Raw genomic sequence first — 20,525 nt, 5'->3', positions numbered from 1 at the left:
AGATTTGAATAAAAATAAAGTGATAAGAACAACTAATTCTCCTTTTTCTATAGTGATATTTATAAAAAAAGCCCTTACATCACATTATCAAATATCTGTGAGGTAAGGGTTAAGGCACATTTAAATTTTTAGCTTTCTTTAAGAAAGTCTTTAATTCTATAATAACTATTTTCGCTACAAATCACTATAAATATATCATTATCTTTAAATACTGTTTTTGGTCCAGGAGAAAGTATTAATTCATCATCTCGCCTTATACCAATTATAGTTGCGCCTGTATTTTGCCAAAATTTAACTTGAGATATAGTTTTATCTATTATACTCATGTTAGAGTGTATTTCAAACTCAAAAGGTATGAATGGGTTGCTATTTTTAAATCTGCTAGAATAATCTACTAGTTCTTCAATAGAATGTTCTATATTTTTATCCAACTCTTTTTTCTTTTCAAGCAAATCCACAATATTTTTTTTAATAGAAGTTATAGAATCTATATCTTTAAATTTATCTATAAACTGCAAACAATTATCTACTGAGTTTATAACAATCCCGCTGCCTTTTGTTACTTTCACTATATCCATGTCACTTAAAAGACTTATAGATCTTCTTACAGTTTCTGGTGACACATTATATTTACTTGCAAGTGAAGAACGCCCATGTAGCTTATCACCTATTGAAAGATCCCCAGATACTATTCTATTAGCAATATCTATAGCTATTTTTTGATATACAGGCTTTAAAGTAGAGTTATTTTGCATTCTTGTTTTTATCAAAAGTGAAATTTAAACTTTTGATAAATTCACCCCCTTCAAATATATAATAAGTTTTTCAAATTAAGTATAGGGTATAATGACCATATTGTAAACAAGAAAACGGTGCCACCCACGTGGCAAGTGGCAAGTTTAAGCCGAGATTTGTAAGAAAAACTAAGTAGAGTTATAAAAGCATATAATGGAAGAGATTTATTATAGTTAGTTTAACATTAAAATATAAAAATAAAGTAATTTATAAAGGTAAATAGAAATAAACTTATTATATTGTAAAATGTAAAACAACTAAGGTATTTATTTTTTTCCTTGTGGCTACATTCATTTACGTAGAGTTTATAGGAAATAACACTAGCTAAAGATGCGATGAGTGTTCCAAGGCCACCTATATTAACCCCCAATAAGAGCTCTCTCCAGTTTGAGGTGAAGTTGGCGAGTAGTATTGAACAGGGAACGTTGCTAATAATTTGACTTAATATAATTGAAGAAAAATAAGTTGTAGTTTTATCTTGCAAAACACCTTTGGCATAGTGCTCTATAAAAGGTAAACTTGACAAGTTACCGATAAAAATAAAAAAACAAATAAAGGTAAGTAGTAAACTATAATCTACTTTTACTAATAACTTTTTATTTAATAGTAAAACTATTAAAATTGTAATTATAGTGGCTAATTTATAATTTATAATATTAAAAACGGATAATAATATAAATAAGAACAAAGCGAAAAAAATCAGCACTGGCAAGCTATTTTCAATAATTACCTTGTCTAGATCAAAATCAAGTTTTCTGTTTTTTTCTGTTAAATTTAAGATGAAAAGCCAAATAGCACCCAGAATTGCAAAGGGGAGCATTACTTCTAAAAATCCAAAGGCTGTTAGTTTATAATAAGAAAAAACAAATAGATTTTGTGGACTCCCCATAGGGGTAAGGCTACTACCAATATTAGCAGCTAGTGTTTGAAAGACAACTAACTTCATGGGACTTAAGTGGGCTCTTTTACTTACTATAAGGGCTAAGGGGACAAAAGTTATTAGAGCTACGTCGTTAGTTATAAGCATAGAACTAAAAAAAGTAAGGAATATTAAAATAAATGAAATTTTTCTAGAATTATTGAATTTAGTAAGTAGACCTACAGCTATTTTGTCCAATATTTTCATGTGTTTAAAAGCACCTACAACTATCATGAGATTAAACAAGGTAAATAATACTTTAAAATCAATATATCCTATTTTCGGAAATGAAAAAAACGAAGTGATAATGGCCAATGTTAAGGATATGGAAAAAACTACTTCATTTTTTAATGCATTTACTATGTGCGTTGTGTTATGCTTAAGAGATATCGTATTTAACATTTTTTATCACTCACTTTATATTCAATATTTCAAACTAGAATAGTATAGCATCTTTTAGTGTTGAAATCCATTGGATATTAGTGTGAAGGTGACGTGTGAAAAGCCTAACACTTAAAAATAATAAAGTTACGTATAGGAGAAATTTATGGAAAATATATTTAAAAGAAAAACAATAGCTAAGGTTTTACTTTGTGTCATTTGGCTTGGTGTGATTTTTTATAATGGCACAAGACAAGGAGAGACATCACAAAAAACTAGTAAAGAGGTTATAAAGGTAGCAAGTAAGGTTATGAGGATTACGCCTGTTAGCGTTGCTGTACCCGGTTTTAAAATTAGTGATATAAACTATTATGTAAGGAAAAATGCGCATTTTTTCCAGTACTTTATTTTTAGCTTATTGTTATGCAGTGCAGTGAGGGAATTTAAATTATATAAGACAAGTGAAATATTTTTATTATTATTTATTCTTTTACTTTTTCCTGTGATAGATGAATTTATTCAAAAACTTGTACCAGGTCGAACCTCATTGGTTTTTGATATAGTAATTGATTTTGCCGGCGGAGTTTTAGCCCTGTTAATATATAATATTGGCTATAAATTCCGCGGAAATAAGGTGGCAGCGAGGATATACTAATGCATATTATTGATTCAATATAGTCATAATAAGTAGGTACTAAAATTCGCTGTAAGGAGAGTTAAATATGAAAAAAACATCTTTAAGAATTAAAATATTAAGTGGAATGTTATGCACAGGCTTAGCATTTTCTGGAACAAGTCTTAGTTTTGCTGCAGTAAAAGATAGTGGAAGTGCAAATATGAAACTTGCTTCAAGTATGGATGTTAAAGTTCCTATGGAAAGTGAAAAGTTAATGCAAGAAAGACAGGCAGAGATGAAGGTTATACTAGAAACTGTAATTGGGGATAGTGTAAATTCAGGTATTATAACACAACATGAAGGTGTTAAGGTCTTAGAATATGTAAAGACTAAATCCCAGAATAGATCCATCGAAAACAAAACCGATGAAAAATGCAAAAGTGGAAAGTGTGAAGGTCCAAAAGGTGGATTATTTACGGGCCTAGTAACGGATGGTATCCTAACTCAGGAAAAATCTAATGCACTTAAAGAAAAAATGCAACTTAAACATACAGAATTGAGAAATGAAAAAATACAAAAGGGCTTAAATACTCTTGTAACTAGTAAAGTATTAACTGCAGATCAAAGTGTTAAGGTTAAAGAAGCTATAATGGCAAGGGATGCTGAAAGAAAAGAAAATTATAAAAAAATGAAGGACATGAACGAAAAAGAAAGAAACGAATATATGGAAAAAAACAAGAGCAATATGGTAAATCCAATGAAAGTACTCCTTGATAATAAAACTATAACTAAAGAGCAAGAAAAAGAAATACAAAAAATATTGCCGGAGTATAACCATGGCAAACATGGTCACCATGTAGAAAAAAAATAATTTATTTCTTTAAAAAAGTTATACATGCTTTCCATTGGATAGCATGTATAACTTTTTTATTTTTTTGACTTTTACTCGGCTAAAACTAATTGAACGCCATACTTGTTTTTAAAGTCTTCATCTTTGCTACAATTTTTTACAAAAAAGGAGCTTCTTAAAAAAGTAGTTATAGAAATTAAGATAATAAAATTTTTGAATATTAAATTAATTTTCATAACATTTCTCCTTTCCGACAATACTATATTACTATAATACTATTTTGCTCAAAAATAAAATTAAAACACTATTGAATCATAGGGAAATAGTTAAAATATATACATGGTTTAATTGTTAATTGACATTAAAAATAAAAATAAAATTACAAAAAAAGCCAAAAAAATTCACAAAACTACAAAAGTGTTGTATGGTAGTATATAATTGTTATAATTATGGCATGGTCATAAAAAGATTAAAAGGGGGAATTCATATGAAAAGATTTAAAATTAACTTTTTGATCTTGTTTTTATTTGTTTTTATTTTATCAGGGTGTGCTAGTAGTGTAGGAGATAACTCAACTAGTGTTGTAAATGAAAAAATGAGTAACAATACGCAGCAAGCAGTAAAGTCAAAGGAAAACAGTAAAATAGCAGATGAAAGTACTAAGATAGCGGTGGATAATAGCAAAACAACCCAAGACACAGGTAAAAATGCTAATTTAACTGTAAATGGCAATTTAAAAGTTCATTTTATTAATGTAGGACAAGCAGATAGTATTTTAATAGAGCAAGGTTCAAAATTTATGCTTATTGATGCAGGAAATAATGGTGATGGTAAGCTAGTTAAAAATTACTTGTTACAGCAAGGCGTAAAGAGCTTAGATTATGTTATTGGAACTCATCCACATGAGGATCATATTGGAGGCTTAGATTATGTAATTAATGATTTTAAAATAGATAAAATATATTTACCTAAAGCTACATCTACTACAAAAGCTTTTGGAGATGTAATCGTAGCAATAAAAAATAAAGGATTGAAGGTAGCAGTACCAAAACCAGGCGAAACCTTCAATTTAGGTTCTGCAAAACTTACTATATTAGCACCAAACAATAGTAAATATAAGGATCTCAATAATTTTTCTGTAGTGGTAAAATTAGAATTTGGAAGCAATTCTTTCCTTTTAACAGGAGATGCCGAAGACATATCAGAAAGTGAAATTCTTGCAAAAGGTTTTAATGTGAAGTCAGATTTACTTAAAGTAGGCCATCATGGAAGCCATTCTTCTTCTAAGTCGGAATTTCTAGCTAAGGTAAATCCAAAGTATGCAGTTATATCTTGTGAAAAAGGAAACGATTATGGTCATCCACATAAGGAAACCATGGATAAGTTAAAAAAGAAAAATATAACTGTATACAGAACAGATGAACTAGGCACAATTATTGCCACATCTAATGGGAAAACCATAACTTTTAACACAAAACCGGGCAGTTATAAGGCAGGTAGACCTTAGGCTATCCTTCCTATGATTCTTCTTCATATCAAGCTTCTACTAGGATAATTACAGTAAAATATATGAAGATAGCAAAAATAAAACTATCAAGATACCTGAGAGGTATTTTGATAGTTTTATTATTTTAGTAGAGATACAAACTATATTTTTATTTAGGAATTTCAATGTCAGGTGGAATTTCAAGCCCTGCCATTTTCATTAAGTATAATGCATTTCTAGTGGTAGAAACGCCAGGTCTAAGTTTATAGTCAAAGTATAATTTATCATCTTTATAATATTCTTTAAGGTGATAATTTTTTACTTTCACATTGGTATTCTGTATTTCGCCTAGTTCTAAATCGTGGGTAGATACAAAGCCTAGTGCATTCTCATTACTTAGTTTGCTTACCAAAACCTTTGCCCCGGTATGCCTATCTATAGAATTTGTTCCTTTAAAGATTTCATCTAATAAGAAGAATATTGGTGCTTTATTTTCCGTAGCGCTTACAAGCTTCTTTATTCTTAAAAGCTCTGCATAGAAGGAAGAAATATTTTTTTCTAAATTATCACTTGTCCTCATGCAGGTATAAATATCCATTATAGAGCAGTAAAAGTCATCTGCACATACAGGAGCACCAGCATAGGCTAAGACCAAGTTAATGCCTGTAGTACGAAGTAGTGTGCTTTTTCCAGACATATTGGAACCAGTTATTAAAAGAATATTTTGTGATTTTTCTATGAGAACGTCATTGTATACTCTTTTGCTTCCAAGTAGTGGATGGCCAAGCTTTTTAGCTTTAAATATAGGGGATTCGGCCTGGAACTTTGGCATAGCCCAATCACTATGCTCATAGGCTATAGCTCCTAAACTATTCAAGGCTTCCATTTCACCAATAACCTCTAGCCAAGATTTTAGTGAAGCACCGCTAGCTTTTTTAAAACGCTGTAGATTAATTAAACATTGGTAATCCCACAGAGTAAGGATATTTATAGGAATATAATACATATTGCTTCTGTCAGATATTAGGTTTACTAGATTTACTAACTTTTTTATCTGAAAAGAAGCCGTAAGTCCTTGACTATTTATAAGTTTTTCTTTTAATTTTATCAAATACTCTGAGCTAAAAGCCTTATTTTCTATATGCAAAAGGAGATTATTATATATAAGAATTGTATTTTTATATTGATGTACAGTATTCAAATCCTTACTTGTTGGTTTATAGCCAAGTGCCAGCAGTATTATGTGAAGCACAATGGATAAAAGTCCTATTTTATAGGAAACCTTTGAAAAAATAAGTGAGGCAAGAAAAATTGATATAGTTATTATTGGCAATATCCTTATTGTTGCTATTACCCAGGATTTCAGGAAAAACTCATTTGAATCCTCTGCCCATTGAAATAATTCTTTAGGGTCATGATTTTTGTTTTCACTTAGGATCGCTTCCGCTTGTAATCTTTGTGTCCACCCAATATTATTTGCCAGCTCCTTAAGGGCGGTCTGTCTTTTATGTATTTGTTCAATACTATAAATAGGGGCAGAGAGAGTATCCTTCAATTTTTTTCTGCCAAAATAAGTTGTGCAGGTGTTGATCCATTGAAAAAGGGAGCTTTCACCAAATATATCTAAGTCTTTTGTATAATTGTGATTTTCATCAGAAAAATCCTCACCATTATCAGCGAAATCCTTCCAATTATTATCAAGACGTTTTATACAATTTTCGTTAATTTCAGACAAAATTGAACAACGAATTTTATTGTGTTTTATCTTGATATGTTTAATTGCCAAAAATACAAATATGATAGAGGTGGCAATTAATGCAGAAAGGCACAAATAATAATTAGTTCGCATGTAGAAGAAAATCGTAAAGCCTAACCCGCTTGCAAAGACTAAAAATCTTAATAGGCTTATAAAACTTACCGTTTCATTTTGTTTTTTTAATAGATTATCATAATGTTTTTTTCGATTAGCATAAAGTGTTTTTTTAGTTTCCATGATATCCTCCTAGAAGTTTCTATATTAGATATATAATATCATAAAAAAGGCTTGGTCCGCAATTTTCGATAATAGGATAATATAAACAAAAATATGGTAGGTAAGGATAAACTATTTGTGAACTATCTAATTTGCGGGGTTATGATATATTATATGTGATAATATATAATTATTAAGAATAGAAGGAGAGATTATGGCTAGAAATAAAAAAATGAAGAAAATCAGCGGGATATTTAAACTAATTATTAAAGTAGTACTACTGGCAGTCTTTGCATACATGATATTATATACTGGTGGAGTAGCTGTTAAAAAAACAGATTCCACAGAGGTTATAAATAAGCTTAAATTTATTAAGATAAAAGGTGGAGAATTTGGATTAATTCAAAAGGAAATAGATGAGTTATGTAACATATATTTTGCGAAGCCTATAAGTAAGGGCAATATAACTGTACAGGGCGTTAATGTAAATGTATTAAAGGATGAGCTTTTAATTGAGGTTCCTATAAGTTATAACAAACTTAATTTATTACTTTCTTCTAGAGGCAAACTAAATTACTCAAATGGAGAAATTTCATATGTTGCTGACAATTTTAAGATTGGCAAGATTCCATTACCTAAGAGCCTTATAATTTCACAAATAAAAAAGCAAAACAATACGGTGTTTTATGTAGAAGGCAATCTAATAAAAATCAATGAGAGCGCACTTCCTTTTAAGATCGAAAGTTTGAAAATTGTAGATAATAAAATATTAGGAACAGCTGAGAAATTAGATGTTAAAAAGATAATTGAAGATTTCAGTAAGAGTAGTGTGGCGGATATAGACAAGCAGCTAGCAACTTTAGAAGAAAAAATACAAAGTGCTGTTGTGTTTATGAATGAAACACAAAAGGAAGAAATAAAACAAGTTCAAAACACCATTAAAGAAGTTAAAGGTAAATCTATAGAAGAAAAGAAAAAGGTCATAAGTGATATTAATAGCAAGCTTAATAAAGCTTTAGGTGAAGCTAAGGGTCAGTAAAAATTTAAGGTGTTGACTCGAAATGATTTTTTAATCATTTCGAGGCAACACCTTATTTTTCTATTTTTCTAATTGCTTAATTAAGTGATATAACAATCTAGCTCCTGAGCCAGTCCCACCCTTGGATGCATAATCACTGTCTTTTTCTGACCAAGAAGTTCCAGCTATATCAAGGTGTAGCCAAGGATTTTCTCCTACAAATTCGCCAATGAATAATCCAGCGGTTATAGTTCCAGCTTTTGGACCACCTAGGTTTTTAAGGTCTGCTACATCAGATTTTAGTAATTCTTTATATTCATCAAAGGCAGGTAATCTCCAAACCTTTTCATCACAAATTTTTGAAGCTTGCTCTAATCTATTATAGAAGAAATCATTATTTGAAACTACCCCTGTAGCTGTAGTGCCTAAAGCTGAAATAACTGCTCCAGTTAAGGTGGCTACATCTACTACTTTAGTAGCGTGCTCTTTTTCAATTATATAATTTACTGCATCTACAAGAGTTAATCTTCCTTCGGCATCAGTATTAAGTACTTCTATGGTTTTTCCACCCATGGAGCCAATTATGTCTCCTGGTCTGTAACTTTTTCCACTAATCATATTTTCACAAGAAGCAACTACTGCAACTACATTTACCTTTGCTTTTAGTTTTGTTATAGCGGTCATAGCGCCAATTACGGCTGCTGCTCCACCCATATCAGATTTCATTGTAACCATTCCGGGAGTAGTTTTTATAGATAATCCGCCGCAATCATAAGTAAGGCCTTTCCCAACTAGTCCTATAATTTCATCTTTGTTATCTGGGTTACCATTGTATCTCATTACAATTAATCTTGGTGGGTTCTCAGAACCTTTAGCAACTTCAAGGAATGCTTGCATATTCAATTCTTTAATGGAAGGTTCATCAAATATTTCTACTTCAAAGCCACTTTCATCACCAGCTTTTTTTGACGCGCTAGCTAGCTCTATAGGACTTAATATATTAGCAGGTTCATTAACTAAGGTTCTAGCTAATAAGTTAGCCTGTCCAAGTATTATACCCTCATTAATTCCCTTATCAATATTTTCTAATTGGTCCTCCTGGGTATAGATTATAGTAAATTGTTCTAAGGTAGAAACTTTTTTATCTGATTTATACTTATCAAACTTATAACCAGCCATAATCGTAGCTTCGGAAATAGTTCGAGCTGTCTCATCTAAGTTCATTAAGCTAATTAAGTTTTCTATATTTATGTCAATGGATTTAGATTTAAGATTTGCTGATTCTTTTACTGCTTTTGCAATACTTTTTCTTAATTTGTCTAAATTAAAATCTTCTTTTTTACCAACACCAACTAGGATTATATTTTTAGGGCTTTCATTTCTAAATAAATTGATAATTTGAAGCTGGCCATTTTTACATTTAAAGTCTTCATTATCTAATGTAAATTTAATTTTAGAGATTAATTCATTATCTAATGATAAATTTAAATCTTCTAATTTGGAATCCTCAAAATATGTAATAAATTTTGTTTCAGCTTCATTTTCATTGCTGCTAGATTTTATATTTTTGCTATTGAATATCATACATATTCACCTTCTCTTTCTTTTTTTGTAAATGCGCATTTATTTATGGGCCTAATTTGTATAAAACGATAATGATTATCAAGTAATATCTAATTTGATTGTATGCTTAGTGACTAATTTTGTCAATAGCCATTTAGTTCATACATGAAGTATGAAATTTCTCATACGTGCCTTGCAAAAGAGCTTGAAACTGGAAATTCCATTAAGAAATCTAACAGTTTCAAGCTTCTTATTGCAAGTCACTACTGAGATCTACTAGAACTCACCATAGCGTAAATCTCTTAGCATATTGTGACTGTTTAAGGTGAATAAGTAATTGTATTTAGCACTATGCTTTATTTCGTCAGTTATAATGTTGAAAAGAATGTCTCTATACATTGTAGATGGAAGGCCTCTTCTGATTTCTCTATATCTTTCTACTGCACTAAGTTCTCCAAATAAAGCTTTTTTTATACCATCAAGGTAAGAAATAGGCTTCACAAATTCCTCAGCTTCACCAGGGGGTAGGGAAGCACCAGTTATGCTTTTATATATTTGTCTAAACATTTTATTATGTCCACGTTCATCGTCTCTTATAGAGGCAATGATTCTCTTTTCATCGTCCGTAGGGGCAATACTTATTAAGTAGTCATAGAACAATTCATCTTCTTTTTCACCTTGAACAGCTAATTTAATCCCTTCTAAGGATTTTTCTAATAAAGCCATATCATACATGGTATATGGGCTTGTAAACATTTTAACCCTCCTTTTAGTGTTTTTTAGGGCACAACAATTATTAATTGTTGTGAAAATAATTGTAAAGTCAATATTATATATAATATGAAGAACCCTTGTTATTTGTTACTTGGATGGTTTCAAAAAGTATATGAATGAAGTATAATTGGAGTTATAATTTGATGGATTATTTTAATGTATTGGAGATGATTTTAAATTGAAAATAACTATAACGGGAGCCTTATATTCAGGAAAAAGCAGTGTTGCTAAGGCTATAAGTAAGGCTTTAGATTATACTTATTTTAGTGTAGGTGAATTACAAAGAAGGTTAGCGGTGGAAAAAGGGATGTCCATAACAGAATACAATAAGTATATGCTTGATAATAATTTAGATTATGAAGTTGATAATAAGACTATGGAAATTGGAAGGGACAAAGTGAATTTTATTTTTGATGCTAGACTTGCATGGTTTTTTATACCAGATTCCTTTAAAATTTATTTAAAGGTAGATCTAGATGTTGCAGTAGAGAGGTCTATGAAGAATGAAAGAGGTAATTCAGAGAAGTATGCTTCAATAAAAGAAGCCAAGGTGAGTATAACTGAAAGAAGGCGACTCGAGGTTAGTAGATTTAAGGATATTTATAAAATTGATATAGATAAGGAAAGTAACTACGATTTAGTTATTGATACTTCACACGTTAGTATGGAAGGGGTTATAGAAAACACGGTAGAGGCTATAAAAAGGGTAATTGAGAAAGTATGAAATTTCTCCTACGTGCCTTGCAAAAGAGCTTAAAGCTGGGAATTTCTGTTTTTAGTATCTTAAGTGAGAACTTCATTGAAGCAGCATTATCACCTCTGTATATTTCTTGACCAGAGGCATCTTCCAAAGAAAATTTTTTCATAATAATTAATCCTCATTAAAATACTTGAATGAAAATAATAATAATCTCTATTTAGAATATATATTCCGCGAAATATAAAAGTAATCATAAATCCCTTGAATATTTAATACTATTAATAGTGATTAGAGAACAATAAACAAAGAGGGGGATTTGGAATGGGAAAAGAATTTCGCGGTAGAGCTTTGTGGAAATTGCCATCAAGAGGAAGAGGAACTTGCCCAGTATGTAAGACGGAAAGAATAAAAGTGTTATATGAAATAATGTTAGGTAATAATGAAAAAATTAAGGTTTGCAAGAGATGTCAGAATAAAAAAATAGATAGTCTTTAACAAGGAAATAGAGAAAGTATGAAATTTCTCCTGCGTACCTTGCAAAAGAGCTTGAAATAGGAAATTTGATTAAGAAATTCTAATTTCAATTATTTCTGCGCTTCTTATTGCAAGTTACTCCGTCGAAATTCCATACTTTTATTTAATAATCGTTATGTATCCTGGCAGGCTTACGAGAATTTTATATTACCAAAAGAAGAATTTCTAAATGGAATTTCAATAGTTTTACCGTTTCTTATTGCAAGTCACTCCATAGAAAATTCATACTTTTATTTTCACGATTTGATAGGTATCCTCTCCATCTAAGTTAATATTAAACTGTCTAGATTTATTGACACAACCTGATTTTTACCTAGAGCTTTCGCCTGGTACATCGCTTTATCAGCCGCTACAAACAAATATTCCAAATCTTGTTTTGTTGGAGTAATAGACACAACTCCAATGCTTAAGGTTATAGGGATTGAATCCGTTTTTCTAATAATTATAGGATTATTTTCTATAGTGCTTCGTAGTTTCTCCCCAATTATTTCTGCCTCTTCAAAGGACGTGGCTGGTAATAGAACAATAAATTCTTCACCGCCAAAACGACCTAAAATATGATTCTTATTTAAGACTTCAGAGCAAACTTTAGATAGACGTTTTAATACCAAGTCACCGGTATGGTGACCTAGGTTGTCATTAATTTTCTTGAAATCGTCAATGTCCATCATAATGCCTGAAATAGTCTGTGGCAATGCTTTTGCTTTATCAAAGCTTATGTTTGCAAGTTCAAAAAAACTACGTCTGTTATATAAATTAGTTAGGGGGTCTATACTAGCTAGTTTTTGAGTTTTTCCATGCAACTTAGCATTCTCTATAGCCATTCCTGCATGACATGCAAAGTATGAGGCGATGTCGCAGTGGTACTGGGTATAAATATCCTTTTCAGTTGAATCTAAGGTTAAGATACCAACAAGTCTGTTTTTAAATAATATAGGTATTCCCATCCAACTTTCAAGAGTAGTTAGCTCCATATGATGCTTAAAACGAGGATCAGCTTTAACGTTAGAAACTAATAATGGAGTTTTAGTTTCTAATATTTCTTTAAATAGCTTGTCTTCTTCTTTATTAATAGAAATTTTGTATATTATTTCCATATTTTCGAAGCCATTAGCGGCACTAACATTAAAACAACCATTTTCTTCCATAAAAAATGAGGCGCTGTCATAGGGTACTAATTCTTTTAAACTTTTTAATAGTTTATCTAGAACCTCTTGCAAATTTAAGGTGGAATTTAGGAGAAAGGTAACTTGTGTAAGTTTTTCTGCTAATAGATACTGTTCTTTTTCTTTAGATAAATTTTCTATTTTTCTATAGGATTTAGATTCATTCATTGCCAATATAAAAGCATTTAAGAGTATGAGAAGGAAAAATCCCGATAGTGAATAGTCATTGGCATTATTTAAACCAAGATATCGTAGTATGGACATAGCGGTTATTGCAATAGGAACTAAGCAACCAATTACAATAATTAAGCTTGTTTGTTTTCTACTGCGGTATGCTTTTAATATAATAAAAGCAGCATAAAGAATCATTAGTAAAGTGAATATTTGAAAGATCATAAGAAGCTTTGATGCCAGTAGTGGAGATATAAGCATGGTAGCAATTATAAAGAAAAAACAAAAGAGTTTGGAACTATTTCTAACCCATTTTGAATAATTATCTCTAAAAACCACATATATGTAACTTATCATAAAATAAACTCCAGCATAAAAAGTTAGGTATTCTAGTTTAAGAGCCGAGCTATAACCTAAGTTATTAAACATGGATATAAGGTACTTGTTACCAATAATCGAGGCCCTTACAGATAAAGTTATACAAAAAGCACCGAAATACAGTTTGGACAGATCAGCTGGCCTAAAAGCAAATAACCATAAGTGATATAAACCCATTATAAGAAAACCACCAAAATGAAAAATTTCAAGTGCAATGGAAGCCTCTCTTTTATTGGACATTTGAGATTGGGTGCCTAGATATATTTTGTCCCAGGTACCGCCATCTCTAAAGTTATAATTGGATACTTGAAGTACTAAATGAACTTCGCCTTTATTATTCATAAAATAACTAGTTATGGGCATGGTTCCTGGGCGTTCTGTAGAAAGGCTTGTACCAACAACTCCATTGGTGGATAATAGGTTTCCATTCACCCATAATTTATATGAAGATAACATGGAAGGCACGCTTATACCTAAAAGCGTGTTTTTATATTTTTCATTTAGTTTTATTGTTAAACTATAAGTAGCATAGCCATTAGAACTGTAATTTTTATTATATTTATTCCACTCCATTGGCATTTCCATATAAGAGGGAGGTGTTAAGTTCGTAGCAATTTCTTTTGGTGTCAATAATTGTTGCCAGTAAAATTCCCACTGACCGTCAAGAGAAGTAAAGCCATCTTTATGAAAATTCCAATTTGAAAGCTCCAATACACCCTTTTGGGAGCTAATATTTGAGGTGGTATTTATGGTGGCTAATTTATTTAAGGTGATAATAACAAATAATAATGCTCCTAAAATAATAATTGATAGAAAAATTATTAAGGGTCTTTCTTTTTTAAGCATTATAATTAGCCTCCTAATTGTATAGAGTTAGTGTATTTTACATATTACAGTTATTATTTTACATTAATACAACTGATTTGTCAGTATATTTTCTCTAACTTAACATTATTATGTATTGAAATTCACAATAGCTAGTTATAATTAAAATATTTTACAAAAAAGAAGCTATAAGATATTTATAGAGTTAGTATTAAGTAAATTTTAGGGAAACTTATACTTTTATAATTGATATAAAGAGTATCGAAATAAAAAATTCACGTAAAGTTCACAAACTCTGAAATCCATTACTTATAAAAATTCATGATATACTTAATAAGAATATAGTTAAGAATGATTTTGTCACTTTAGAGTGATTTATAATAAATGTAGTTACATGGAGGTTATGAATGTATAAATTATTAGCATTAGATATGGATGGAACATTATTAAATGATGAAAAGAAAATTTCACCAGCAAATTATGAGGCAATACAACTAGCGATAGAAAATGGAGTAAAAGTTGTGTTAGCATCAGGAAGACCTTTAGTTGGTTTCAAAAAATATTTAGAGCAACTTAATTTAGTTTCAGAGACGGACTATGCTGTAGCTTTTAACGGAGCCCTTGTTCAAAGCTCTCAAGGTGGCGAAATAATATCTAAAACAACATTAACACTCGAAGACTATAAATATTTGTACAAGCTAAGTAAAGATTTAAAAGTGAATATACATGCATTAACAGAGACTAGCGTAATTTCGCCTAAGGATACTAAGTATACTAGAGGCGAGGCTGAAATGAATGGTATCTCAAATGAAATAATTCCTGTAGAAGATGTATCTTCAGATACAACTATAGTAAAGGTTATGTTTGTAGACGAGCCAGAGTCAATAGAGGAAATAATGCAGAATATTCCTGAAGAAGTAAGTAGCAAGTATACAATAGTTAGAAGTGCACCGTTCTACTTGGAGTTTCTTCATAAATCAGTGAACAAAGGTGCAGGGGTAGCGGCTCTTGCAAAAAAACTTAATATTAAACAAGAAGAGGTTATATGCATAGGCGATGCAGGCAATGATATCCATATGATTAAATATGCTGGACTAGGAGTTGCCATGGGGAATGCCTTCCCAGAAGTTAAAAGAGTTGCAAACTTTATAACTAAAACTAACGAAGAAGATGGAGTAGCATATATAATCAACAAGTTCATTTTGAATGGCGAAGAGGCTTTCGCAGTATAAAGAAAGAATGAATACAATTAATATTAGTTAATAATAGTTGTTGACAAATAAATTAAAGCAGTATATAATAAAAACATAGAAACTGTTAATACATTGAGTATTGATCATCTTTATACCCCCCAGTTAAAGAAAAAATTAATACTAAAAAAATAATTCCCTCTAAAAACAAATATCGAAAGCTAGTAAGAGTCCAATTACTAGCTTTTTTTATGTTTAAATAGGCACAATTCCGTTAAAAAAATCTGTAAACTGCTTTGGGATTCTGATATAATACAAAGGAATACAAAGGGGGAATTATAGTGAAAAAAAATGATTTAATATGGCTTGGAGCATTACTGATAATTGTTTTTTTATTGGCTTTTCCATCAACTAATGAAATATATACAGTAGCTAACAAAGCACATCCTTACATAATGGGATTTATAAAGGTTTCAATTTTAGCTACTATGGGAGAACTTTTAGCACTTAGAATATCAACTGGAAATTATAAGAAACCTGTGGGAGTTATATATAAATTTATAGTTTGGGGTTTTTTAGGAATGGGGTTTGTTATAGCCTTTGATTTATTTGCAAATGGAGTAATTGGATCGATGAAGAAGGGACTATTGCCTAGTGGTGTACCGGATACTTTTTCAGCTAAATTATTATTTGCCTTTTTCACAAGTGCTTTTATGAATTTGATTTTTGGACCTACCTTTATGACGCTGCATAGACTTACCGATACTTATATAGATTTGGGTCATGGGGAATTTAGTGAAATTAGAAAGGTTAAGCTTAGAGCTGTAACGAATAAAATAGATTGGTATGGATTTATGAGTTTTGTTGTGTTTAAAACTATTCCTTTTTTCTGGATACCTGCTCATACAATAACTTTCTTGTTGCCAGGTGAGTATAGGGTACTTATGGCTGCATTTTTATCCTTGGCCTTGGGTGTAATTTTGGCTTATTCAAAAAGAAAAAATCTTAGAATTGCCTAGTGGGGTAACAGGGGAGTATGAAATTTCGCCTGCGTGCCCTGCAAACGAACTCAAAACTGGAAATTCCATTAAGAAATTCTAATCTTTTGCGAATATAAAATTCTCTGACGCTCACATTCGCCGTCCTGGCTCAGGTTCGCTAGCCTGACTTCCTGTCAGGCTCACGAGAATTTTATATTCGTAAAAGAAAGAATTTCTAAATGGAATTTCAACAGTTTCTTCGTCTCATATTGCAAGTCACTCCGGCGAAATTTCATACTAGCCGTAAGACTCTTACATGATTTCAACTTTATGATTATAATAAACACTGTATATAGAAATACATTTTACGTTTTTTTAAATGCTTGGAGTTGCTGAAATTCCTTTTATCAGGATCGCGAGGATTTTACATTTAATTTCACCTACATTTGTAGTAATCAAATTTTAGTAGGAAAATATTTAGCGGATGTGTATTTTCTATACATAAGAAGGACATAAGAGGAGTATAAGATTATGGGGTTTTATGAGAAATCACTAAGTAAGATAAATAGAGGAGGACACTGGGACATGATAGTTATCGATGGAGTAGTTGGCGTGGGGAAGACCACACTTATGAACATATTGGCGGAAAAAGGGTATGTGCGTTTTGAAGAGCCAGTTGTGGATAATCCAATATTAGAAAAATTTTATTATGACAGAGAGAGATATAGTTTTTCACTCCAAATATTTTTTCTTAATAAAAGATTTAAACATATTAAGGAAGCTTCAAAAGTAAAAGATGCGGTTATGGATAGAAGTATTTATGGAGACGTAATTTTTGCTAAAATGCTAAAGGATGCAGGAGAGATGTGTGTAGAAGAGTTTGATTTGTATGCCGAACTATTCGAAAATATGATTGAACATTGCAATGCACCAAAATTACTTGTATATCTTGAAACATCTGTGGATGCAGCTATGGAAAAGATAAATAGAAGAGGCAGAGAGTATGAGAAAATTGTGGAACGTGAGTATTGGGAAAAGTTAAATTCTAATTATAGAGCTTATTTTGAGCAATACAATATATCGCCAATTTTGAAGATAAATGTAGAAGGATTAGATTTTGAAAATAATGAAAAAGATAAAGAATATGTGCTGGGGCTTATAGATGAGGCGCTAGAAAAAATAAAGTAAGAAATCTACGGAGTGACTTGCAATAAGAGCTTAAAACGTGAAATTTGATTAAGAAATTCTAATGCTTTGCGATTGTAAAATTCTCTACCGCTCACATTCGGCGTCCTGCCTCAGTTCGCTAGCCTGCCGTCCTGGCAGGCTTACGAGGATTTTACAATCGCAAAGCAAGAATTTCTAAATCAAATTTCAATGTTTCTGCGCTTCTTATTGCAAGTCACTCCGTTGAAATTTCATACTTACTTTTATCAACTTCTACGTGATTTCGTCTTCATGGTTATAATTTATATCTTCTTCTGGGCATGTCTCTGGGGGACATAACAATTATTAATCGTTATGCGGATTGGGAGACTTACGAGAATTTTATATTTGCAAAAGAAGAATTTCTAAATGGAATTTCAACAGTTTCTGCGCTTCTTTTGCAAGTCACTCGTTGAAATTTCATACTTGAACTCTTTGGTTATCAGGAGTATAATGACTATATAGACTTTGAAAATATTTGAGTCTTGTGAGGGAATAAGCGAACGGCCCCGCACTCTCGCCTAGGAGACAATAAATATACTAGGAGCTTAGCCGATTAGGGCATAAAATACTAATATGCTGTTCATCTATACATAGAATATATTTTTTTAGAAGTCTTAACTTTTATTAGTTAAGACTTTATTAGTATCATAGAGTATTATAAAATTTTTATATTTAGAATGAGTTTTAACGACATTCCTTATGGAGGGAATATGCTAACTACAGATGAGCTATTAAATTTAACTAGATTACCCAAGATTTCTGAAATTTCTTTGAAGCTTCTACAGGAGTTTTATGATATATATATTTGCCCTAACATATATGTGTTCCAGTTGGAAAATGAAAGTATAATTAAGTTGGAATTCTTAGATGTTAATCTATGCCATTTGATGGGGTTTCAACATATTGTGCCCTATAAGTCGAAAAAATTCTACAGTGGTGAAAATGGCTATATGGGTATATTTAACGGGGATATAACTATTAAAAAACTAAAAAGCATGGATGAAAGAAAATTTTCTAGGGATAAAGACAAAATCCTTTGCTTTTCATTCCTGTATCAATTATTGAGGCAATGTGAAATTATAAAATTTAATAATATTACGGGTCATTCTAAGATATCCTGTGAATTTATATTATATGATACTCACTATGAACGTAGGATACATTTGGGAATTGAGAAGGATGAGAAAAGAGGAGTTTACTACCCCCGCACTTTTATTGTTGAAAGAGACAATAGTGATAGGTTTATTATTAATCAAGAGTACATGAAGATTATAAATAAAAAAATCATTTCTAAACATCCTTTTAAATCAGAACTAGAGGTTGCAGCAACTATTGAGGTTAAACAGCAAGGAAAGAAAATTAAAGTATTAAAAAGAAAAGGCAGGCAAAATCCTTAGGATTTTGCCTGCCTTTTAAGTTAATCCGTTCATCCTGTCCCTTCGGTTTTGCTGCTTTTCTTTCATGTTTTCTAAGGCTAGTTCATCCATGTGTTCTTTGTTATGTTCAATGTATCCATTAGCAAAGGTATAATTTCGTGCTAGGCCTTCTGATTCATTGGACTGGGTCTTGTTTCCACTTACAATTTTATCTTTTAATATTTCGATATTATCTTCTCTCTCAGCTTGTTTTTCTCTTGATTCACTGATTTTTCTAGGTGAAGAAATATCAGAGTGTTGTTCAAGATGTCGCTCTGTTCTAGTGTGACTTTCTATTAGGTTTTCAAGTTCCTCTATTCTATTAGCCTTTTCTATTTTATCACGGTCCTCATTTACGTAGTTATCTTTTTTACGTACCATTAAAAGGCCTCCTTTTTTAACATTCATCTTTTTTAGTTTAGGGTTTTTAGGCTATTATAATACTATGAAATGCTTGGAATTTAAAATATAATATTTTTTTAAATTTTAGTTAACAAGCTTATATAAGTATATACATTCCCATAAAGGAATAGTAAGATAGGCATTGGTTATTGTTATTTTTCAAGAAAAGTGTTGGGAGTGTTTAAATGTCGAAAATGAAGAAGATTATTTTGATTTTTATTTGTATACCTATTATTGGTGGAGTAATATATGGGGCAACTTATGTGAGTAAAGCAAATGGGAAATCTGAACAAGATATGAATGTTAATAAAGAAACTATAAATAAAACTAGTAAAGTCGCGTTGACGAGAATGGAAAAAGAAAAAATAGCTAGGGTAGGAAAAAAGGTAACAGCTGAGGTCAAGACTGAAACTAAAAAAGAAGTTAAAATTCCGGTATTGAAAAAAACTTCTGACATGGTTATTGTTATAGACCCAGGACATGCAAGTGTTACCAGTATAGAAAAAGAGCAACAAGCTCCAGGTTCCAATATAATGAAAATAAAGGAACCGGGTGGGGGTCAGGGGATTAATACAAAAACTCCTGAGTACATGATTAATATGAGAGTAGCAGTTAGGTTAAAGAGGTTGCTAGAAGAAAAAGGCTATAAGGTAATAATGACTAAAACAGAAAATAAACAAATGTTAGGGAATATTGCAAGGGCACAGGTTGGGAATAAGGCCGAGGCAGACTTAGTCATAAGAATTCATGCGGATTCAAATAATAATTCATCTGTTGAGGGAGCCTCAATGCTAGTTCCAGCAGATGGTAAAAACACAAATGCTATATATAAAACAAGCAAAAGATATGGTGAGATAGTTTTTAATAATTTAATTAACAGTATTGGGATGAAAAATAGAGGTGTTGTGGAAAGAAATGATCTTACAGGTTTTAATTGGTCCGTGGTTCCTGTTATTTTAGTGGAAATGGGTTTCCAATCTAATGTGGAAGAGGACAAGCAACTCGCAAATGTAAATTACCAATATAAATTATCGAAAGCATTGTCAGAGGGTATCGATAAGGCGTTAATGCAATAGAAAATTCTCTTGCGATTACCTACTATTTTAATCACCAGTTAGGTATTATTTAGGAGGACATAGCAATTACTAATTGTTATGCATCCTGTTCAGGCAACGATAATT

Annotated in this window: 20 protein-coding genes; 11 read left to right on the top strand and 9 right to left on the bottom strand. The window is 31.1% G+C overall.

Features of this window, described 5'->3' with window-relative positions:
* Positions 1-128 precede the first annotated feature (128 nt).
* Positions 129-755 (bottom strand): TrkA C-terminal domain-containing protein, encoded by a 627-nt coding sequence (locus KPL50_RS03360; protein ID WP_216297205.1) that lies wholly within the window; start codon positions 753-755, stop codon positions 129-131.
* Between the two features lie 224 nt (positions 756-979).
* Entirely contained in the window at positions 980-2,116 is a 1,137-nt protein-coding gene (locus KPL50_RS03355) for an SLC13 family permease (RefSeq protein ID WP_216297029.1), read from the bottom strand.
* 145 nt (positions 2,117-2,261) lie between these two features.
* Between KPL50_RS03355 and KPL50_RS03350 the strand changes: the two genes are divergently transcribed.
* Positions 2,262-2,750 (top strand): VanZ family protein, encoded by a 489-nt coding sequence (locus KPL50_RS03350; RefSeq protein ID WP_216297028.1) that lies wholly within the window; start codon positions 2,262-2,264, stop codon positions 2,748-2,750.
* Between the two features lie 67 nt (positions 2,751-2,817).
* Positions 2,818-3,582 (top strand): hypothetical protein, encoded by a 765-nt coding sequence (locus KPL50_RS03345; RefSeq protein ID WP_216297027.1) that lies wholly within the window; start codon positions 2,818-2,820, stop codon positions 3,580-3,582.
* A gap of 71 nt (positions 3,583-3,653) precedes the next feature.
* Here the strand turns inward: KPL50_RS03345 and KPL50_RS03340 are convergent, their stop codons facing one another.
* On the bottom strand, positions 3,654-3,797 hold the full coding sequence (locus tag KPL50_RS03340; protein WP_216297026.1) for a hypothetical protein: 144 nt from the start codon (positions 3,795-3,797) through the stop codon (positions 3,654-3,656).
* A 251-nt stretch (positions 3,798-4,048) separates the two neighbouring features.
* Here KPL50_RS03340 and KPL50_RS03335 point away from each other — a divergent pair, with 251 nt between their 5' ends.
* Entirely contained in the window at positions 4,049-5,068 is a 1,020-nt protein-coding gene (locus KPL50_RS03335) for a ComEC/Rec2 family competence protein (protein ID WP_253200427.1), read from the top strand.
* A 148-nt stretch (positions 5,069-5,216) separates the two neighbouring features.
* Here KPL50_RS03335 and KPL50_RS03330 read toward each other — a convergent pair whose 3' ends face one another.
* Positions 5,217-7,040: a MutS family DNA mismatch repair protein gene (locus KPL50_RS03330; protein WP_216297025.1), complete on the bottom strand. Its 1,824-nt coding sequence runs from the start codon at positions 7,038-7,040 to the stop codon at positions 5,217-5,219.
* Between the two features lie 193 nt (positions 7,041-7,233).
* On the opposite strand from KPL50_RS03330, the gene KPL50_RS03325 reads away from it, so the two are divergent.
* Complete coding sequence (locus KPL50_RS03325; protein WP_216297024.1) at positions 7,234-8,058, top strand: hypothetical protein; 825 nt, start codon at positions 7,234-7,236, stop codon at positions 8,056-8,058.
* 60 nt (positions 8,059-8,118) lie between these two features.
* On the opposite strand, the gene KPL50_RS03320 is transcribed toward KPL50_RS03325, so the two are convergent.
* Both KPL50_RS03320 and KPL50_RS03315 read right to left on the bottom strand, forming a co-directional pair.
* Complete coding sequence (locus tag KPL50_RS03320; RefSeq protein WP_216297023.1) at positions 8,119-9,621, bottom strand: leucyl aminopeptidase; 1,503 nt, start codon at positions 9,619-9,621, stop codon at positions 8,119-8,121.
* Positions 9,622-9,876: 255 nt separating this feature from the next.
* On the bottom strand, positions 9,877-10,356 hold the full coding sequence (locus KPL50_RS03315; protein WP_216297022.1) for a ferritin-like domain-containing protein: 480 nt from the start codon (positions 10,354-10,356) through the stop codon (positions 9,877-9,879).
* A 196-nt stretch (positions 10,357-10,552) separates the two neighbouring features.
* Between KPL50_RS03315 and cmk the strand changes: the two genes are divergently transcribed.
* Positions 10,553-11,098, top strand: a complete 546-nt coding sequence (gene cmk, locus KPL50_RS03310; RefSeq protein WP_216297021.1) for a (d)CMP kinase — start codon at positions 10,553-10,555, stop codon at positions 11,096-11,098.
* On the opposite strand, the gene KPL50_RS03305 is transcribed toward cmk, so the two are convergent.
* Positions 11,070-11,240, bottom strand: coding sequence for a hypothetical protein (locus KPL50_RS03305; protein ID WP_216297020.1), 171 nt, complete (start codon positions 11,238-11,240; stop codon positions 11,070-11,072). The two genes, cmk and KPL50_RS03305, sit on opposite strands and share 29 nt — an antisense overlap.
* 155 nt (positions 11,241-11,395) lie before the next feature.
* On the opposite strand from KPL50_RS03305, the gene KPL50_RS03300 reads away from it, so the two are divergent.
* The gene (locus KPL50_RS03300) at positions 11,396-11,569 is read left to right on the top strand and encodes a hypothetical protein (RefSeq protein ID WP_216297019.1); all 174 of its coding nucleotides are present in this window, start codon (positions 11,396-11,398) and stop codon (positions 11,567-11,569) included.
* A 302-nt stretch (positions 11,570-11,871) separates the two neighbouring features.
* On the opposite strand, the gene KPL50_RS03295 is transcribed toward KPL50_RS03300, so the two are convergent.
* The gene (locus KPL50_RS03295) at positions 11,872-14,169 is read right to left on the bottom strand and encodes a diguanylate cyclase (protein WP_216297018.1); all 2,298 of its coding nucleotides are present in this window, start codon (positions 14,167-14,169) and stop codon (positions 11,872-11,874) included.
* Between the two features lie 386 nt (positions 14,170-14,555).
* On the opposite strand from KPL50_RS03295, the gene yidA reads away from it, so the two are divergent.
* The 4 genes from yidA to KPL50_RS03275 all read left to right on the top strand — a co-directional run bounded on the left by yidA (position 14,556) and on the right by KPL50_RS03275 (position 18,924).
* Positions 14,556-15,380: a sugar-phosphatase gene (gene yidA, locus KPL50_RS03290; RefSeq protein WP_216297017.1), complete on the top strand. Its 825-nt coding sequence runs from the start codon at positions 14,556-14,558 to the stop codon at positions 15,378-15,380.
* 299 nt (positions 15,381-15,679) lie between these two features.
* Entirely contained in the window at positions 15,680-16,357 is a 678-nt protein-coding gene (locus KPL50_RS03285) for a hypothetical protein (protein WP_216297016.1), read from the top strand.
* 492 nt (positions 16,358-16,849) lie between these two features.
* A complete protein-coding gene (locus KPL50_RS03280) occupies positions 16,850-17,506 on the top strand; it encodes a deoxynucleoside kinase (protein ID WP_253200426.1) in 657 nt (218 codons plus the stop codon).
* A gap of 731 nt (positions 17,507-18,237) precedes the next feature.
* Complete coding sequence (locus tag KPL50_RS03275) at positions 18,238-18,924, top strand: PBECR4 domain-containing protein (protein ID WP_216297015.1); 687 nt, start codon at positions 18,238-18,240, stop codon at positions 18,922-18,924.
* Positions 18,925-18,939: 15 nt separating this feature from the next.
* On the opposite strand, the gene KPL50_RS03270 is transcribed toward KPL50_RS03275, so the two are convergent.
* Positions 18,940-19,323, bottom strand: a complete 384-nt coding sequence (locus KPL50_RS03270; protein ID WP_216297014.1) for a hypothetical protein — start codon at positions 19,321-19,323, stop codon at positions 18,940-18,942.
* A gap of 206 nt (positions 19,324-19,529) precedes the next feature.
* Here KPL50_RS03270 and KPL50_RS03265 point away from each other — a divergent pair, with 206 nt between their 5' ends.
* The gene (locus KPL50_RS03265; RefSeq protein ID WP_216297013.1) at positions 19,530-20,420 is read left to right on the top strand and encodes an N-acetylmuramoyl-L-alanine amidase; all 891 of its coding nucleotides are present in this window, start codon (positions 19,530-19,532) and stop codon (positions 20,418-20,420) included.
* The last annotated feature ends 105 nt before the right edge of the window (positions 20,421-20,525 follow it).

Source organism: Clostridium sp. CF012 (assembly GCF_018861755.1).
GTDB lineage: Bacteria > Bacillota > Clostridia > Clostridiales > Clostridiaceae > Clostridium_AD.
Note: the sequence above shows the minus strand (reverse complement) of the source record. Positions and strands in the feature narration are given on the sequence as shown.

What these genes read in the sequence shown, in the direction of transcription:
- KPL50_RS03360 (WP_216297205.1), bottom strand. Translation starts at nt 755, where the DNA reads ATGCAAAATAACTCTACTTTAAAGCCTGTATATCAAAAAATAGCTATA.
- KPL50_RS03355 (WP_216297029.1), bottom strand. Translation starts at nt 2,116, where the DNA reads ATGTTAAATACGATATCTCTTAAGCATAACACAACGCACATAGTAAAT.
- KPL50_RS03350 (WP_216297028.1), top strand. Translation starts at nt 2,262, where the DNA reads ATGGAAAATATATTTAAAAGAAAAACAATAGCTAAGGTTTTACTTTGT.
- KPL50_RS03345 (WP_216297027.1), top strand. Translation starts at nt 2,818, where the DNA reads ATGAAAAAAACATCTTTAAGAATTAAAATATTAAGTGGAATGTTATGC.
- KPL50_RS03340 (WP_216297026.1), bottom strand. Translation starts at nt 3,797, where the DNA reads ATGAAAATTAATTTAATATTCAAAAATTTTATTATCTTAATTTCTATA.
- KPL50_RS03335 (WP_253200427.1), top strand. Translation starts at nt 4,049, where the DNA reads ATGAAAAGATTTAAAATTAACTTTTTGATCTTGTTTTTATTTGTTTTT.
- KPL50_RS03330 (WP_216297025.1), bottom strand. Translation starts at nt 7,040, where the DNA reads ATGGAAACTAAAAAAACACTTTATGCTAATCGAAAAAAACATTATGAT.
- KPL50_RS03325 (WP_216297024.1), top strand. Translation starts at nt 7,234, where the DNA reads ATGGCTAGAAATAAAAAAATGAAGAAAATCAGCGGGATATTTAAACTA.
- KPL50_RS03320 (WP_216297023.1), bottom strand. Translation starts at nt 9,621, where the DNA reads ATGATATTCAATAGCAAAAATATAAAATCTAGCAGCAATGAAAATGAA.
- KPL50_RS03315 (WP_216297022.1), bottom strand. Translation starts at nt 10,356, where the DNA reads ATGTTTACAAGCCCATATACCATGTATGATATGGCTTTATTAGAAAAA.
- KPL50_RS03305 (WP_216297020.1), bottom strand. Translation starts at nt 11,240, where the DNA reads ATGAAAAAATTTTCTTTGGAAGATGCCTCTGGTCAAGAAATATACAGA.
- KPL50_RS03300 (WP_216297019.1), top strand. Translation starts at nt 11,396, where the DNA reads ATGGGAAAAGAATTTCGCGGTAGAGCTTTGTGGAAATTGCCATCAAGA.
- KPL50_RS03295 (WP_216297018.1), bottom strand. Translation starts at nt 14,169, where the DNA reads ATGCTTAAAAAAGAAAGACCCTTAATAATTTTTCTATCAATTATTATT.
- yidA (WP_216297017.1), top strand. Translation starts at nt 14,556, where the DNA reads ATGTATAAATTATTAGCATTAGATATGGATGGAACATTATTAAATGAT.
- KPL50_RS03280 (WP_253200426.1), top strand. Translation starts at nt 16,850, where the DNA reads ATGGGGTTTTATGAGAAATCACTAAGTAAGATAAATAGAGGAGGACAC.
- KPL50_RS03275 (WP_216297015.1), top strand. Translation starts at nt 18,238, where the DNA reads ATGCTAACTACAGATGAGCTATTAAATTTAACTAGATTACCCAAGATT.
- KPL50_RS03270 (WP_216297014.1), bottom strand. Translation starts at nt 19,323, where the DNA reads ATGGTACGTAAAAAAGATAACTACGTAAATGAGGACCGTGATAAAATA.
- KPL50_RS03265 (WP_216297013.1), top strand. Translation starts at nt 19,530, where the DNA reads ATGTCGAAAATGAAGAAGATTATTTTGATTTTTATTTGTATACCTATT.